At 43.1% G+C, this 13,804-nt stretch carries 11 protein-coding genes; 6 read left to right on the forward strand and 5 right to left on the reverse strand.

The features are described from left to right. Nucleotides 1-4: 4 nt before the first annotated feature. Nucleotides 5-439 (reverse strand): hotdog fold thioesterase, encoded by a 435-nt coding sequence (locus L3V37_RS10345; RefSeq protein WP_005376340.1) that lies wholly within the window; start codon nucleotides 437-439, stop codon nucleotides 5-7. A 201-nt stretch (nucleotides 440-640) separates the two neighbouring features. Here L3V37_RS10345 and L3V37_RS10350 point away from each other — a divergent pair, with 201 nt between their 5' ends. Beyond that, complete coding sequence (locus L3V37_RS10350) at nucleotides 641-1,429, forward strand: M48 family metallopeptidase (RefSeq protein ID WP_017634168.1); 789 nt, start codon at nucleotides 641-643, stop codon at nucleotides 1,427-1,429. 74 nt (nucleotides 1,430-1,503) lie between these two features. Here L3V37_RS10350 and L3V37_RS10355 read toward each other — a convergent pair whose 3' ends face one another. After that, nucleotides 1,504-2,532, reverse strand: a complete 1,029-nt coding sequence (locus L3V37_RS10355; protein WP_042520855.1) for a site-2 protease family protein — start codon at nucleotides 2,530-2,532, stop codon at nucleotides 1,504-1,506. A 422-nt stretch (nucleotides 2,533-2,954) separates the two neighbouring features. On the opposite strand from L3V37_RS10355, the gene L3V37_RS10360 reads away from it, so the two are divergent. The 4 genes from L3V37_RS10360 (at nucleotide 2,955) to L3V37_RS10375 (ending at nucleotide 7,812) form a co-directional block, all read left to right on the forward strand. Continuing rightward, entirely contained in the window at nucleotides 2,955-4,190 is a 1,236-nt protein-coding gene (locus L3V37_RS10360; protein ID WP_005376347.1) for an outer membrane protein transport protein, read from the forward strand. Between the two features lie 20 nt (nucleotides 4,191-4,210). After that, nucleotides 4,211-6,619 carry a VolA/Pla-1 family phospholipase gene (locus L3V37_RS10365; RefSeq protein ID WP_237306266.1) on the forward strand — a complete coding sequence of 803 codons (2,409 nt, stop codon included), beginning with the start codon at nucleotides 4,211-4,213 and terminating at the stop codon, nucleotides 6,617-6,619. A 136-nt stretch (nucleotides 6,620-6,755) separates the two neighbouring features. Continuing rightward, nucleotides 6,756-6,965 (forward strand): YgdI/YgdR family lipoprotein, encoded by a 210-nt coding sequence (locus L3V37_RS10370; protein WP_017634171.1) that lies wholly within the window; start codon nucleotides 6,756-6,758, stop codon nucleotides 6,963-6,965. 289 nt (nucleotides 6,966-7,254) lie between these two features. Beyond that, on the forward strand, nucleotides 7,255-7,812 hold the full coding sequence (locus tag L3V37_RS10375; protein ID WP_005376350.1) for a PhnA domain-containing protein: 558 nt from the start codon (nucleotides 7,255-7,257) through the stop codon (nucleotides 7,810-7,812). Between the two features lie 185 nt (nucleotides 7,813-7,997). Here L3V37_RS10375 and L3V37_RS10380 read toward each other — a convergent pair whose 3' ends face one another. The 3 genes from L3V37_RS10380 to L3V37_RS10390 form a co-directional block, all read right to left on the reverse strand. Then, nucleotides 7,998-8,189, reverse strand: a complete 192-nt coding sequence (locus L3V37_RS10380) for a hypothetical protein (RefSeq protein ID WP_005376351.1) — start codon at nucleotides 8,187-8,189, stop codon at nucleotides 7,998-8,000. A gap of 279 nt (nucleotides 8,190-8,468) precedes the next feature. After that, the gene (locus L3V37_RS10385) at nucleotides 8,469-9,488 is read right to left on the reverse strand and encodes a TerC/Alx family metal homeostasis membrane protein (RefSeq protein ID WP_237306268.1); all 1,020 of its coding nucleotides are present in this window, start codon (nucleotides 9,486-9,488) and stop codon (nucleotides 8,469-8,471) included. A 622-nt stretch (nucleotides 9,489-10,110) separates the two neighbouring features. After that, the gene (locus L3V37_RS10390; protein WP_005376363.1) at nucleotides 10,111-11,853 is read right to left on the reverse strand and encodes a bifunctional UDP-sugar hydrolase/5'-nucleotidase; all 1,743 of its coding nucleotides are present in this window, start codon (nucleotides 11,851-11,853) and stop codon (nucleotides 10,111-10,113) included. Nucleotides 11,854-12,121: 268 nt separating this feature from the next. On the opposite strand from L3V37_RS10390, the gene L3V37_RS10395 reads away from it, so the two are divergent. Further along, nucleotides 12,122-13,756 (forward strand): ATP-dependent endonuclease, encoded by a 1,635-nt coding sequence (locus tag L3V37_RS10395; RefSeq protein ID WP_130545371.1) that lies wholly within the window; start codon nucleotides 12,122-12,124, stop codon nucleotides 13,754-13,756. Nucleotides 13,757-13,804: the final 48 nt, after the last annotated feature.

A 13,804-nucleotide genomic window follows, 5' to 3' on the forward strand; every position in this document is an offset into this window, starting at 1 on the left:
TAGTTTATACCGACTTTGTTTTGTGTTGTTTCACAGCGATGGTCAAGCGACTGGTACACACTAAACGGCCTCGCTCATCAGTGATATCGATTTGCCACACTTGCGTTGAAATACCCAGATGAAGCGGTTTTGCCGTACCAATCACATGACCACTTCGCATGGCTCGCACATGGTTCGCGTTAATATCTAAACCGACGCAGTAGCTGCCCTCATCGACAGAGAAGTTTGCAGCCAATGAGCCTAATGTTTCTGCGAGCACGACTGATGCACCACCGTGAAGCATTCCTAAAGGTTGATGAGTAAAGCTGCATACGGGCATGGTTGCTGTAAGGGAGTCGTCAGTGAAATCTGTATATTTAATTTGTAGGTGCTCGATCAGGGTATTTTTTGACGTGGCATTCAGAATCTCTATGCTTACGGGCTTTTTCCATATACTCATTGTTTTACTCTTAGTTTCACAAACTGGTTTGTTAGGTTGTAACGATGTGCTAGGAAGCTAGCATAGACGCTACTTGGGCATAACTTCAAGATGTAACATCTCACCTTCTTTATCAATCAGATGAATAACTTGATCCATGCATCATGTTACTATTTGGGTATATACTATGGCTTCAAAACAAAAAATTAAATGGAGCCTGTTATGAAGGTATGGATGAAAGCCTCTGCTCTTTTAACTATCGCGGGTTTAACAGCGTGTAGCGCATCACCGACGGGTCGCAACCAGATCCTGATGTTTTCAGATCAGGAAATGTCATCGCTTGGAGCTAAATCTTTCGAACAAATGAAGAAAGATATCCCAATCAGCAAAGACCGCAAAACGAATGCCTACGTTCAATGCGTTGCCAAACACATCACTGACACCATTCCCGCTCAATCTGGATTTAAAGACTGGGAAGTCGTTGTTTTTGATAGTGAACAAGTCAATGCGTTTGCTCTACCAGGTGGGAAGATCGGCGTGTATACCGGGCTTTTAGATGTCGCGAAAAACCAAGATCAGTTGGCAACAGTCATTGGTCACGAAGTCGCTCACGTCCTCGCTGACCACAGTAATGAACGTCTCTCACAAAGTCAGTTAGCAAATGCCGGGTTGTCTCTAGCAAACGTTGCCATTGGCGCTTCCGAGTACAAACAGTATCAACAAATGACGATGGCGGCACTTGGTGTCGGTGTTCAATACGGTGTTATCTTGCCATACGGTCGTACTCAGGAATCCGAGGCTGATATTGTCGGACTGGAATTCATGGCAAAAGCAGGTTTCGACCCACGTCAAAGTGTCGATTTATGGAAAAATATGAGTGCTGCATCAGGTGGTTCTCAACCACCTGAATTCTTCTCAACCCACCCATCGCACAGTACGCGCATTAAAGATTTACAAGCAACCATAAATAAGCTGCCTGCGTATAACGCGAAAGCACCAAGATGTGGCTAATTCATTGCTACTATCGTCTACTACTTAAGCTTGCCAAATAAAAAAGCTCCCTAGGGAGCTTTTAATGATTCTAATCAAGTGCCCAATATCTGTAGCGGCAAACTTAACAAACTATCTCCGAGAGTGGCAAAATACCAGATGATAGAAACAAAACCTCCGACAGAGACCAAGTACCAAGCCAGTGAGAATAGCTGCCCATAACGGGTTAATGGCAATAAATGGCTTTGATGTCGAGCTCTCCATTCCATCACCACTTCCAACATTCCCATTAACAATAAAAACCCTAGCAACGTCAGACCGAAATAGTAACTGATAAAAATGCCCAATAAAGCGGTCGCAATACTGCCAACTAACCCGACCCAAGTATTCATTGAGAAGGTAATACTTTTGAGCACATGGCCACCATCTAATGGTAAAATAGGCAGCAGATTAAATAGGTTTAGCAAGGCGTTAAACACAGCAAGCCCAGCGAAAATCACCTCACCAGTCATCCAATAAAGCAAAGTAAAAACAACACTAAGTACTAAACCGAAAAATGGTCCCATGATTGAGATAACCACATCCTGCCAGCGCGTGTTTATCTTTTCGTCACTTAGCGCCAAACCACCTAGAAATGGAATCAAATAGATTCCTTTGGTCTTCATTCCAAAATACTTCATCGCTCTAATGTGACCATATTCATGAAAAACCAAACAAGCGATCAACGCTAGCGCGAACTCGATGGAAAATAGCCAAGAATATGCAGCGAGACTTGCAGACGCTAACGCCACTTTAATAACTTTCGCACTTTTAAGTGCTTTCATCCCAAGAGATACGAGGCCTATTACACTTAAACGCTTTTCGGATGGTGGCGTAACTTCTGGCACTTGGCGCTCGATGTCTTTTTCATTTCGACAACCTTCGTTGACGAGCTCACCGTTAATTGTGACCTTGTAACTCAATTCAAACGGTTGCCATGTTAAAGAACACTCCAAATGACAGTTCAGGATTTCCTCACCCGCAGAGAGCTTAAACTGGTGTAGACAAGTCTCTGCGGTATTGTCACTGGCATCGATTTGAGACACCAACGTATTATCCCAATATAACTGCTGCCACCCAGCCATCGATCCTTCGAGCCTTAGCGAACGACCTAAAAATTCAACATTCAGTAATTCCAATGCGGTTCCTATTGCGTCTATTGAATAACTACATAGCGAGCGCGAATTATGCCTGTGAAGTGAAGAAACCGCAAAGCGAGCTATCTCTTGATTTGATCGTTATTTAACTATAAAGCTCGCAAAACAATTCTGGTCGTACCATTCTCTTCAAAAATATAACGATAATACATGCCCTTACAAGCCATCGTTTGACCTATGCATCATATTTAAAACGCAAAATACGCTCAAACTTTGACAAGTTATTAAACATACAATTAACATTACATTTACATCACCGTTGTATTTCGCGTATTAACAATTGGTGTAAGTACCACACAACAATTACAAGGACTTCGGTCCAGCATTATGACACCCTAGGAGGGTCAAGGATGAACAAGAAGCACTGCTCTCTGCTTACAATTTCAATATTGTTTGCGTGTAATGCCCACTCAGCGGGCTTCCAGGTAGCTGAACATTCGGCATCTGGTCTTGGTCGAGCATTTTCAGGTGAAGGGGCTGTCGCAGATAATGCCAGCGTCCTTGCCCGTAACCCTGCAGCAATGACACTTTTCAAAGAAGCTCAATTTTCGGGCGCGTTATCTATCATCGACCCTGAAGTCGATGTGTACGACACTGTAAACAATGAACACGCGAAAGATGTCGCTCCTTTACAGATCGTGCCAGCAGGTTATTACATCAGCCCTATCAATGATAACTGGGCTTGGGGTATCGGTATGTTCACAACATACGGTGTTGCTACCGACTATCCAAATGATATTTCCGCAGGTGATATGGCGGGTGACACTTCCCTACTTTCAGTAAACATCAACCCTAATGTCGCTTACCGTATCAACGAGTCTTTCAGTGTCGGTGGTGGTATCAACCTCGTATACGCTGAAGCAGAGCTGACTCGTCACAAAGGCGCACTCGCCGGTATTTTAGGTGGTAATAAGTCCGATAACCTTGTCGGCATGGAAGGCGAAACTTTCGCTTGGGGTTGGAATGTCGGCGCTTTATTTGAGCTAAATGAAAACAACCGTTTTGGCTTTGGCTACCGCTCTAAGGTTGATCTAGATTTTGATGACGGTGAGTTTAGTAGTTACGACTCTGGTCGAGCTTCATCACCAAAAGTTGATGGCCGTTTAAAAATCTCTCTCCCTTCAATTATCGAATTATCGGCTTTCCATCAACTGAATGAACAATGGGCTGTACATTACGGCTGGCAACAAACCGACTGGAGCACATTTAAAGAACTAAAAGCGACCAGTAACGAATGTAATGACGGAGTATGTTTCTTTAAACCTGAGAAATATGAAGACAACAATCGCTACTCCATTGGTGCAACTTACATACTTAATACAGACTGGACATTCCGTGCAGGCTTTGCGTACGACGAACAAGCAGGTGAAGCGACATTGAGTATCCCTGACAGTGACCGTTTTTGGTACAGCGCGGGCCTAACTTACGCAATGAGTGAGAATTTAACTTTCGATGCAGGCTTTGCACTTGTTAAGAGTAAATCAGGCTCTTTCACTGAGACAAATGCTCTGGGTGAAGAGATTAAGTTTGACTCAGAAGGTACTGCTTACATCAGCGCGGTACAGATGAACTACACCTTCAAATAATGGGATTACGGAGTAAACCAATGAAACACACGTTTAAATTATCAATGCTTTGTTCTGCAATCCTTCTTGCTGGTTGTGGTGATGATACCTCCAGCTCTGGTACTTCCGACAAAGTTCAATTTGAAGATGAAGTCCAAGCATTGCTTGATCGCGAAACATCCATCAGTTTTACGCTTCAAGGAGCGAACGCAGATGTACCGGCACCGTCTTACTTATTAATGGACACAAGCGATGGTACGCTTGGTCTGCCAACTGATGGCGATGATGCTTTAACCAACCCTAGAGCCTCGATGAATACGATGGATGGATGGTCAACGTCTATGCCAATCGTTCTTAACTTCAACGGCGACGGTTTTGCAGCGGGCATGCTGTCGTCTGGTGTTAAAGTCATCAAGATTAACCAACGCTTAACCGAGTGGGACGGTAAATCTAACCCAATCGAAGAGGTACTCGTTCAGAATCAGGACTACGTAGTTCAAGCAAAAGGTAACTCTCTATACATCCAGTTCTTGGCTGCACTTGATGAGTCAAGCGAGTACATTTTTGCGGTCACACAAGATGTTACTGACGTAAATGGTGAGCCAATTGGTACATCTGCAAGCTATGCAACTGGTAAATCGAAAGAGATCGTTTATGAAACTGGCGACCTTGCTTCTGTTCAAGCAGTCACTCAGGCGGTTGAAGGAATTTTTGGTATTGCCAAAGTAAACCCTGCAGACATCGTTTATTCTTCATGGTTCAGCACCCAGTCAGTAGGTGATACGTTAGCGGCAGTCAAAGGAGTAACCGCTACTGGTTTTTCTACTGGCGCAAACACACTAAATACCGTTTACAAAAATGACTCAAACGAAGGTTCAGTTGACTTATCAACGGCCTACACAATAACGCTCGGTGAAACCCAAGACTTTAGCACTGCGCTAGACTCTGACGATGACTTTAGTAAATACATTAGCGATCTAGACGCAGCTAAAACGGCAATTAAAGGCCTTTACATGCAATCAGGTGCCGATGTAAGCGTGACACAAGGTGTGGTAAGACTGCCTCATTACCTGGAAAAAGGCGCAAGCTGGAACATGCAACCAATGGTATCTGCGATGCCAAGCCTAGCGAAGCTAAGCGCAGCATTAGCGGATCCGAACGAGCAAGCAAACATGGTTCAGCAGCTATCAACAGGCGTTTTTGCAAATGATCCTGTTGATGTGACAAAGCTTGCTACAGATCCTACAGAGCAGCTAAAACTTGTTGGAGCTAAGCTTACTCTTACCGATGGTACCCAGCTTGATAGTGAGCGTATTATTACTCGCTACTCGCCTGTTCCCGTAGTGAAATCGGTTGAAGATGTCGAAGTACTGGTCTTCACACCTAAATCTGGCGTCGCGACAGACGTTGTGATTTATCAACACGGCATCACCTCAGCGAAAGAGAATGCGTACGCGTTCGCGTTCAATATGGTAAAAGCAGGTGTGGCAGTTATCGCTATTGACTTACCTATTCATGGTACGCGCAGCTTAGATGAACAACGTTCCGCAAATGCGAATGTACTGGCTTATCTAAATCTTTCCAACTTAGCCGTTGCGCGTGACAACCTACGTCAGAGTGTTCTGGATGTGTTAGGCTTGCGCGCTAGCTTGGTAGTATCTGCTCAAGGCGGTCTTTTAGCTGGAGGTCCTCTGCAAGGCTTCAACCCAATGACGGGTTCAAAAGTCAAAATGCTAGGTCATTCACTTGGCGGTATTGTCGCTACATCTGCCGTCGCAGCAGCAAACAATACATTGGGCAGCCCTACTGCGGATGCACTGTACACCTTTAGTTCTGCATCAGTACAGAACTCTGGTGGACAAATTGGTAATTTGTTACTGGGTTCAGACAATTACGGCCCTCAGATCAAACATAACCTCGCTTATGCAGCATCTAAAGACTATGCGAGTTACGCTGATGCATCATGTGCGGATCTAGAAGATAAAACATGTTACGAAGCATTTGAGGCTGCGGCAACGGAAGCTCAAGTAGCAGCGCTAGAAGCAGGTTTTTCACAATTTATCTATGCAGCACAGACTACACTAGACACTGTCGATCCGTTCACAAACGCTTCAGATTTAGTGGCATCTGGTTCGCTAACGACACCATTCTTTATGACAGAAGTGGATGGCGATAGCACAGTACCAAACAGCGTTCCAAATGCACCATTCGCGGGTACTGAACCGCTCGCTAATAGGCTAGGGTTGAAGACTGTGAACAGTACGGACACTACTGTGAATGCAACTGCGAGCTTTGTACAGTTTAATGCTACTGCATCGCACAGTACTTTTGCTTCGCCAAATGGCACTTTGTCTGATATTGATCATCATGTAGAGATGCAGATGGAAAACACTGACTTCTTAATGGATGACGCATTAACAGGTGTCACTAACACTTCTGTTTTGAAGTAATCGCAACATCCTTCCTACCAAAGCCCAGTTTCTACTGGGCTTTTTCATTTCAATTCTATTCAAACCCCCTCATATTTCCTCTGCTATAGTTAAATCGATGTCTTTGCCTAACTCACTTGTTTAAAAGGAAAACTCTATGCGCGTATTGACTGTTATTGCCACTGTATTACTTCTTTCTGCATGCGGAAGTAGCCAATATCTGATGTCGACAAATGAAGGGAAAATTATTACCTCTTACGGTAAACCAGACCTGAACGAGGAAACGGGTATGTACGAATATGAAGACATGGATGGTAAAGAAATGAGTATTTCAAAAGAGCAAATTGTCCAGATTGTCGAACGTTAACGACAGGCCCTCTGTAAATTAGAGGGCTATGTTCTAGCCACCCTCTCTCCACATTTACCTCTTTTAGGCTTGTAATCGTTGTAGAAATTGACACAACTAATTCATAAGCCAAAACAATTAATAGTGTCTTTTATACTTCCGTATTATTTATTTAGCGAATATTTTACATCTTCACCTTAATCAGGTTGGAGTATTGTAAAATCTAGTCTTTAATTCGCTAACACCCTTTTATTTCTCAGGATAAAGTGGATAATACCGCCACAAAATAACATTACTAAGGTGAGTCCTTATGTCTATTGAAGCTACTCTGCTTGCGCGCTGCGAGTCAAAATGTGAACTGTGTTCTTCTGAATCTCAACTAACTGCATACGCTGTCCCACCTCACGGTAATGTGACGGTTGATACTGCCATCATGGTTTGTGATAAGTGTCTGGGTGAGATCGATGAGCCAAAAGACATTAACCACTGGCGTTGTCTAAACGAAAGCATGTGGAGCCAGGTTCCTGCTGTACAAGTGACTGCATGGCGCCAACTCACTCGCCTAAACACAGAAAGCTGGGCTCAAGATGCTCTTGACATGATGTACATGGAAGAAGAGCAAATGAACTGGGCAATGAAAGGGATGTCTGCTGACGATAAAACGGTTGACTGTAACGGCACTGAACTTAAGAAAGGTGACGATGTAACAGTAATTAAAGACCTACCAGTAAAAGGCACTAACCAAGTAATCAAACAAGGTACAGTGATTCGTGGTATTAGCCTTGGCGATGATCCAAAGCTAGTTTCGGGTAAGGCAAATGGTGGTCAGTCGATGTACGTGATCGCAGAATACTGCCGCAAGAAGTAATATCTCACTTCAGTCAAGTCAAAACGGGGCACCAATGGTGCTCCGTTTTTCTATACAACACTTAATCTACTATCATGTCTACCTCCTCTAGAGTGTTTCTTTTCTAGGGCGTAGGTTGAGTAGGCATGTTTTACAAATAAAAAAATACCGGCTCATAGGCCGGTATTTCTTACACTATTTCAATATTAACGGTACATACCGATGTCTTTTTGAATATGTGCTGACAAGTCTTCTGCGTAGTAACTGCGTGGCGCAGTGTTATCTACAAATAGAATGTCCAGTAAGTGAGCAATCAGTCCTTTGAAGTTAACCGCGTAGGTTTTCTTATCCATAGAGGTTGGTAAAGCTACATTTGTCATTTGCATTGCTTGTGCCATGATTGCCTCTCTTTAAAAGCAGTAGTCTGTTTAGTTGGTTGTATATTAGTCAGTTTCTTATTGTTTAAGAAATGACAAATTTTACCCATTCAGATTAGAATTTCTAATAAAACAAACTCATTACAAAACTCAAAAATACAAATGAATAATAACGGCATAAATAATCACAATTGCTGTAATTACATTGAATAACTGAACATCACCTGCATAATTCCCCCTTAACTCACAACATATATTTAACAATATTTTTCGTTATTTCTTTTGATTTTTGTGCTTACTTTATATTTTTTGATTAGTAATATTAACGCTATTTTGACGCTTCGCTTTATTTTTTAGGAGTGATGCCACCACTGCCGATGTCATCGCAACAACTAAAAATGTGAGAGACCATGCTGTCGGAATCTCATATTCTGTTCCAACCAATAGCATTTTCACCCCGATAAACATCATGATTACTGATAATGCTGGTTTTAAGTATACAAACTTGTCTAACATTGCTTGAAGAACAAAGTACAGCGATCGCAAACCCAATAATGCAAATACGTTCGCGGCTAAGACTAAAAATGGCTCTCGCGTTACCGCGAATATAGCTGGTATAGAATCCAACGCAAACATAACGTCCATTACTGCAATGACACCAACAACGATCAGCATCGGTGTTGCCACCCACTTACCAGCTTGCTTTAAGATTAAGTGATTTCCTTGGTAGTCATCTGTAACTGGCAATACCTTTCGAATCAACTGCTCCGGATATGGATTAACCTCTTCTGCTTCGCCTTTGTCGCGAGCTAGCTTAACACCTGTCCAAATAAGGAAAGCAGCAAATAAGTACAATACCCAGTGATACTGTGCAAGTAACTGAGCACCAACCGCAATCATGACAGCGCGTAAAACTAGCGCACCTATCACCCCCCAAAGCAATGCTCTCGGACGCAAGTGCTCCGGCACACTGTATTGTGCAAAGATGATGGCAAACACAAACAAGTTATCCACGCTTAGCGACTTCTCTAGTAAGTAACCAGTTAAGAATGAAATAGTTGCTTTGTCGTTCGTATAAGCGCTATGTGGCGCGTAAAAGTCCCAGAATAAATAAATAGAACCTGCAAAAACAAAGGCAAGCAAGAACCAAAAAACACTCCAAACGATGGCTTTTTTCATCGTGATAACGCCACCACGTGTTTGATAGATATCAAGCGTAACAAGAACAAGGGTAAATAAACCAAAAGCACCATACATCGCTAATGATTCTTGAAGAGGCACCGATTGGCTCAATTGGGTGGCATTTTCGATAAGAGACATATTTCCTCCCATGGCGGAAGGACTTCGTTTGGTGACCTTCCGCAGACAATAACAACCAACAGCCACATAACGATTATGTGCTGCTAGTCAATGAATGCGTTGGTCTCGTTGAAGTGTTAACGTGAATGAACCACGTAACACCTTTACTTACCGGATAAGCTGATGCTTAACGAGATGACGATAAGTAAACTTGCGCTAACTACTCCCCAAACGCCGACATAATAACGCCGAGCGTCAGGCTTTCCAACAAAAAAACCTTGTCTTATCGAAATAAAATTCTTATCAAAAATCAGGAAGCACTATAAAAAGAAAGAAATGGATTCAACCACCGCAACTATAGTAAACAGACAAAAAGCAGCAAATGGCTCAAGACAAACTCTTCATTGGTTAGAGGCCTAACGGGGAAGATAGATACAAAAAAGGAGCATTACTGCTCCCTTTTGTAGCATCCACATTCTTAGCAATTCAAAAGCCGCTTAGAGGCACAAAGTAGACAAGTGTTGACCAAATTGCGATCCAGGCAACCACGACTGCCGTATCTGTCCAATCTTTATTCCACATACTGCCATCCTCATCAACCCATGTAGTAAGTGGAGAGCAGCAAAATCAATACCAGTATCTATTATCGACGTCGCTTTGTGTAAAGTTTGTGACTTTGATTCAAACAGTTTGGCTCATCGGTCAGGAGTTCAATAAAACAATCAGCCATGGACAAACTGGTCACACGCCCTTCTCCTTTCATCTCCTGCAATGCGTCGTACCCCTCTTTCCCTTTCATCGTATAGGCAGAAGAAGTCCCTCGATACCAAACATCATCTTGAACACCTACCCATTGTTTACCATCAAAAATCACTAATGATTGAACTCTTTCACCTTTTGGGGCATCTGCGTGGTACTCGAAGTTTAAATTGTAAGTGTACGGATAACTGCCAGATCCAGTGCCTTCTACGCCATTGTTGAGTGCATTATTTATCGCGCCTTCAAGTGCACGGCGAATAGCGCTGCCTTTTACATCGTAAAAGCCGATAGGAACGGCAAAAGGCAACAGCCGTCCGGCAATGTCTGCCACTGTGATGTTGCCAGGGTTCAAAGAGGTTCGCACGCCACCCGCATTATGAATTGCAAATTGAACGTCATATCCACGTTTGTTTAAACAGTGCAGAAATGATCGGGCAACGGAGGAAGCCAACTCACTCTCACCAAATTCATCGGGAATTCTCACATGACGCTTTTTGGTGTCAACACTAGCAATGACTTGTGACTGTAACTGCCTGACCTGAGGAATATATTTATCGCTCAGGATCGCTTGAGTTTCCGGGTGTTTCTTACAAACCACGACATTCGGTTGACCATGGATGAAGTCGCACGCGGTTTCGAATACACCTTGGTCGAGCTGTTGGTTTAGCGTCGAGTCCCAAAAAATACGTCGACCAAGCAACAGTTCATTTTGTCCACTCAACATCGTTGCTTTACCGTGTTCATCAAACTCAATGACGCAGTGCCCCATTGTCAAAGCATGGAAACCCGCTTGCACCACATAGGTATCATTAATTTTGATACCGTAGGGATCGTCTTGTCCTAACCCTATTGATGAAAAATCACCTTGCAACCGGTGGCTGTGTCCACCAACAATTATACCAATACCTGCGACTTGCTCAGCTAACTCTAAATCACCTTCATAACCTAAGTGGCTCAGAAGAATAATATTTTTTATACCTGATGAATGGATTTGTTTTACGGTCGCCTTGGCGGTTTCAATTGCTGAGTGAAAAGGCGTGTCTGCATCAGGGTTTGCGATGTCGCTCATTTTATCTATGGATAATCCGAAAATCGCGACCCGCTCACCATGGAATTCTTTAACAATGTATTGAGCGCTCTGTGTATCCGGTTGGTAACTATATACATCCTTGCAATCACTGATACGGTGAGGTTTTTTAAGTGATTCATTGGATAAATCCCAGTTGCCAGCAAGCAATGGGAACTGAGTACGTTGGCAAAACAATGCAACTGGCTCATTCCCCATATCTAATTCATGGTTACCTAACGCCATTGCATCAATCTTTAATGCGTTCAATAAGTCGGCATTGGCTTTGCCTTTAAATAGTGAGAAATACAGCGTACCTTGGAAGCAATCTCCGGCATGGAGGAACAACATCCCATGACCTTGGCGCTGAGCATCATCTCTTAACTGCTCGACTCGGGTTGCGATACGAGAAAAGCCGCCAGCACTGACATAAGGCTCTAGCGTGAGTTCATTGTTTATCTTAAGCTTTAACTGTAATGACGTTGGTTCAAAGTAGGAATGTGTGTCATTGATGTGTGCCAGTTTGATTCTCACTGGCTTATGATTGTTATTCATCTTCATCTTCTCTTTTTTCATTCCTTATAATAATAAGAAGTGAATCATGACAGAATCATGAATTTTATGAAACTGCGATTTAGGATTTCATGTTTAAGTGATCACGATGCTGTCCCCCGGCTTTGAAAGCAAGCCTCGCTTGTAACGGTCTCTATTCAGTAAGAGGCTCTCGTAATTTTGTGAACTGAGCTTAACTCAAAAATTCCGAATTCATATATGCTTAGGAGTAGCAAAATAACTCTCGATAATTCAAATAATTGCAAGGAGGATTGAGATGAGACTAGAACGCATCGAAATCTCCGGGTTTAGAGGCATCAAACGCCTTTCACTCTCTTTTGACGAACTCACCACGCTTATCGGTGAAAACACGTGGGGCAAATCATCATTACTCGATGCCCTTTCCATCGCATTACCTGCCGATGGCTCATTGTATCAATTCAAACTGAAAGATTTTCACGTTGACTACTCAATTTCTCATCCACAAACACAACACTTACAGATCATTGTTTGTTTTAAAGCACAGGATAAAAACGAAGTAAAAGCGGGACGCTACAGACGCATAAAGCCTACATGGTGCACCAACGAAGATGGTGAGCAAGTCATTTACTATCGTATTAGTGCGTCTCGCGATGAGCACGGCATTAATACAGAGTACGCGTTTTTGGATCATAACGGCAAACCCAAAAAACTTCACCACTCAGAGAAACTCGCTATTGAGTTAATGACACTTCATCCTGTAATCCGACTACGTGACTCCCGACGCTTCCCAGATTTAAACCATGTCAACGGCGATGGTAAAAATGCTCGGATTGAAAAACGAATCAACAACACCTGTCGACGCTTATTGGCTATGCCTGGCCATGTGAATAAAGGTGAGATTCGTAGTAGCCTCGACTCAATGCAAACGCTTGTTGAACACTATTTTGCGTTCAGAAGTGTCAGTAAAGGTAACCCACGCAAACCTCGTGATGGTCTTTTCTATACAAGCCCTTCCTCTGATAAAGGTTTGAGTCAGTTCTTGAAAGAAACCAATGACAAACAAAGCCGCTTGCTTTTAATGGGGTTACTCAATGCCTATCTTCAAGCTAAAGGCCCCACCGATTTAAGGCGCTGTGCGAGACCAATACTGATCATTGAAGATCCAGAAGGTCGACTGCATCCAACTCATCTAGCGAGAGCGTGGTCCTTATTGCAATTGTTGCCAATGCAAAAGATATTAACCACCAACAGTGGCACGTTACTCGGTTCTGTTCCACTGTATTCAATTCGACGTTTAATTCGGCTATCAGACAGAACCATCGCTAAGAGTTTAAACTCAACAAAGTTTGGTCGAGATGAGTTGCGCCGAATTGGTTTCCATATTCGTTTTCATCGTTCAGGCGCATTATTTGCGCGGTGCTGGTTACTTGTTGAGGGCGAAACCGAAGTTTGGCTTTTTCATGAACTGGCTCGTCAATGCGGGTATGACTTGGCTGCCGAAGGGGTTCAAATCGTTGAGTTTGCTCAATCAGGTCTAAAATCACTCATCAAAGTAGCAAAAGAGTTTGGTATTGATTGGCATGTCGTTACCGATGGCGACCCAGCAGGGAAAAAGTACGCGCATGCAGTACGAGCACAGCTCGACCATGATCAGGAAAGGCATCGACTTACGGAATTACCCGACCGAGACATCGAGCACTTTCTGTACAACAATGGTTTTGAACTTTTCTTTAAGGACATCATCAAAGTTCCTCATGACCACCCTATCCCTGCTAAAAAAGTCGTAAATCGTGTTTTGAAAAAACATGCAAAACCGGACTTAGCTTTGGCTATTGTTTCTCATTGTGAAGAGAAAGGCATGGAGTGTATTCCTGTACTTCTGCGCTGGACACTTAAACGCGTTGTTACCATGGCCAACGGCAATACATGAGTTAGGCGTATTTTACACTCAGCGTATTGTCTTGTAACACAAAAAAAG

Source organism: Vibrio sp. D54, from assembly GCF_021728075.1.
Lineage (GTDB): Bacteria > Pseudomonadota > Gammaproteobacteria > Enterobacterales > Vibrionaceae > Vibrio > Vibrio alginolyticus.

Bases quoted from the DNA above. Each gene is read 5' to 3' on its own strand.
- L3V37_RS10375 (WP_005376350.1), top strand. From the start codon at position 7,255: ATGTCTATTGAAGCTACTCTGCTTGCGCGCTGCGAGTCAAAATGTGAA.
- L3V37_RS10370 (WP_017634171.1), top strand. From the start codon at position 6,756: ATGCGCGTATTGACTGTTATTGCCACTGTATTACTTCTTTCTGCATGC.
- L3V37_RS10350 (WP_017634168.1), top strand. From the start codon at position 641: ATGAAGGTATGGATGAAAGCCTCTGCTCTTTTAACTATCGCGGGTTTA.
- L3V37_RS10390 (WP_005376363.1), bottom strand. From the start codon at position 11,853: ATGAAGATGAATAACAATCATAAGCCAGTGAGAATCAAACTGGCACAC.
- L3V37_RS10380 (WP_005376351.1), bottom strand. From the start codon at position 8,189: ATGGCACAAGCAATGCAAATGACAAATGTAGCTTTACCAACCTCTATG.
- L3V37_RS10365 (WP_237306266.1), top strand. From the start codon at position 4,211: ATGAAACACACGTTTAAATTATCAATGCTTTGTTCTGCAATCCTTCTT.
- L3V37_RS10385 (WP_237306268.1), bottom strand. From the start codon at position 9,488: ATGTCTCTTATCGAAAATGCCACCCAATTGAGCCAATCGGTGCCTCTT.
- L3V37_RS10395 (WP_130545371.1), top strand. From the start codon at position 12,122: ATGAGACTAGAACGCATCGAAATCTCCGGGTTTAGAGGCATCAAACGC.
- L3V37_RS10360 (WP_005376347.1), top strand. From the start codon at position 2,955: ATGAACAAGAAGCACTGCTCTCTGCTTACAATTTCAATATTGTTTGCG.
- L3V37_RS10345 (WP_005376340.1), bottom strand. From the start codon at position 439: ATGAGTATATGGAAAAAGCCCGTAAGCATAGAGATTCTGAATGCCACG.
- L3V37_RS10355 (WP_042520855.1), bottom strand. From the start codon at position 2,532: ATGGCTGGGTGGCAGCAGTTATATTGGGATAATACGTTGGTGTCTCAA.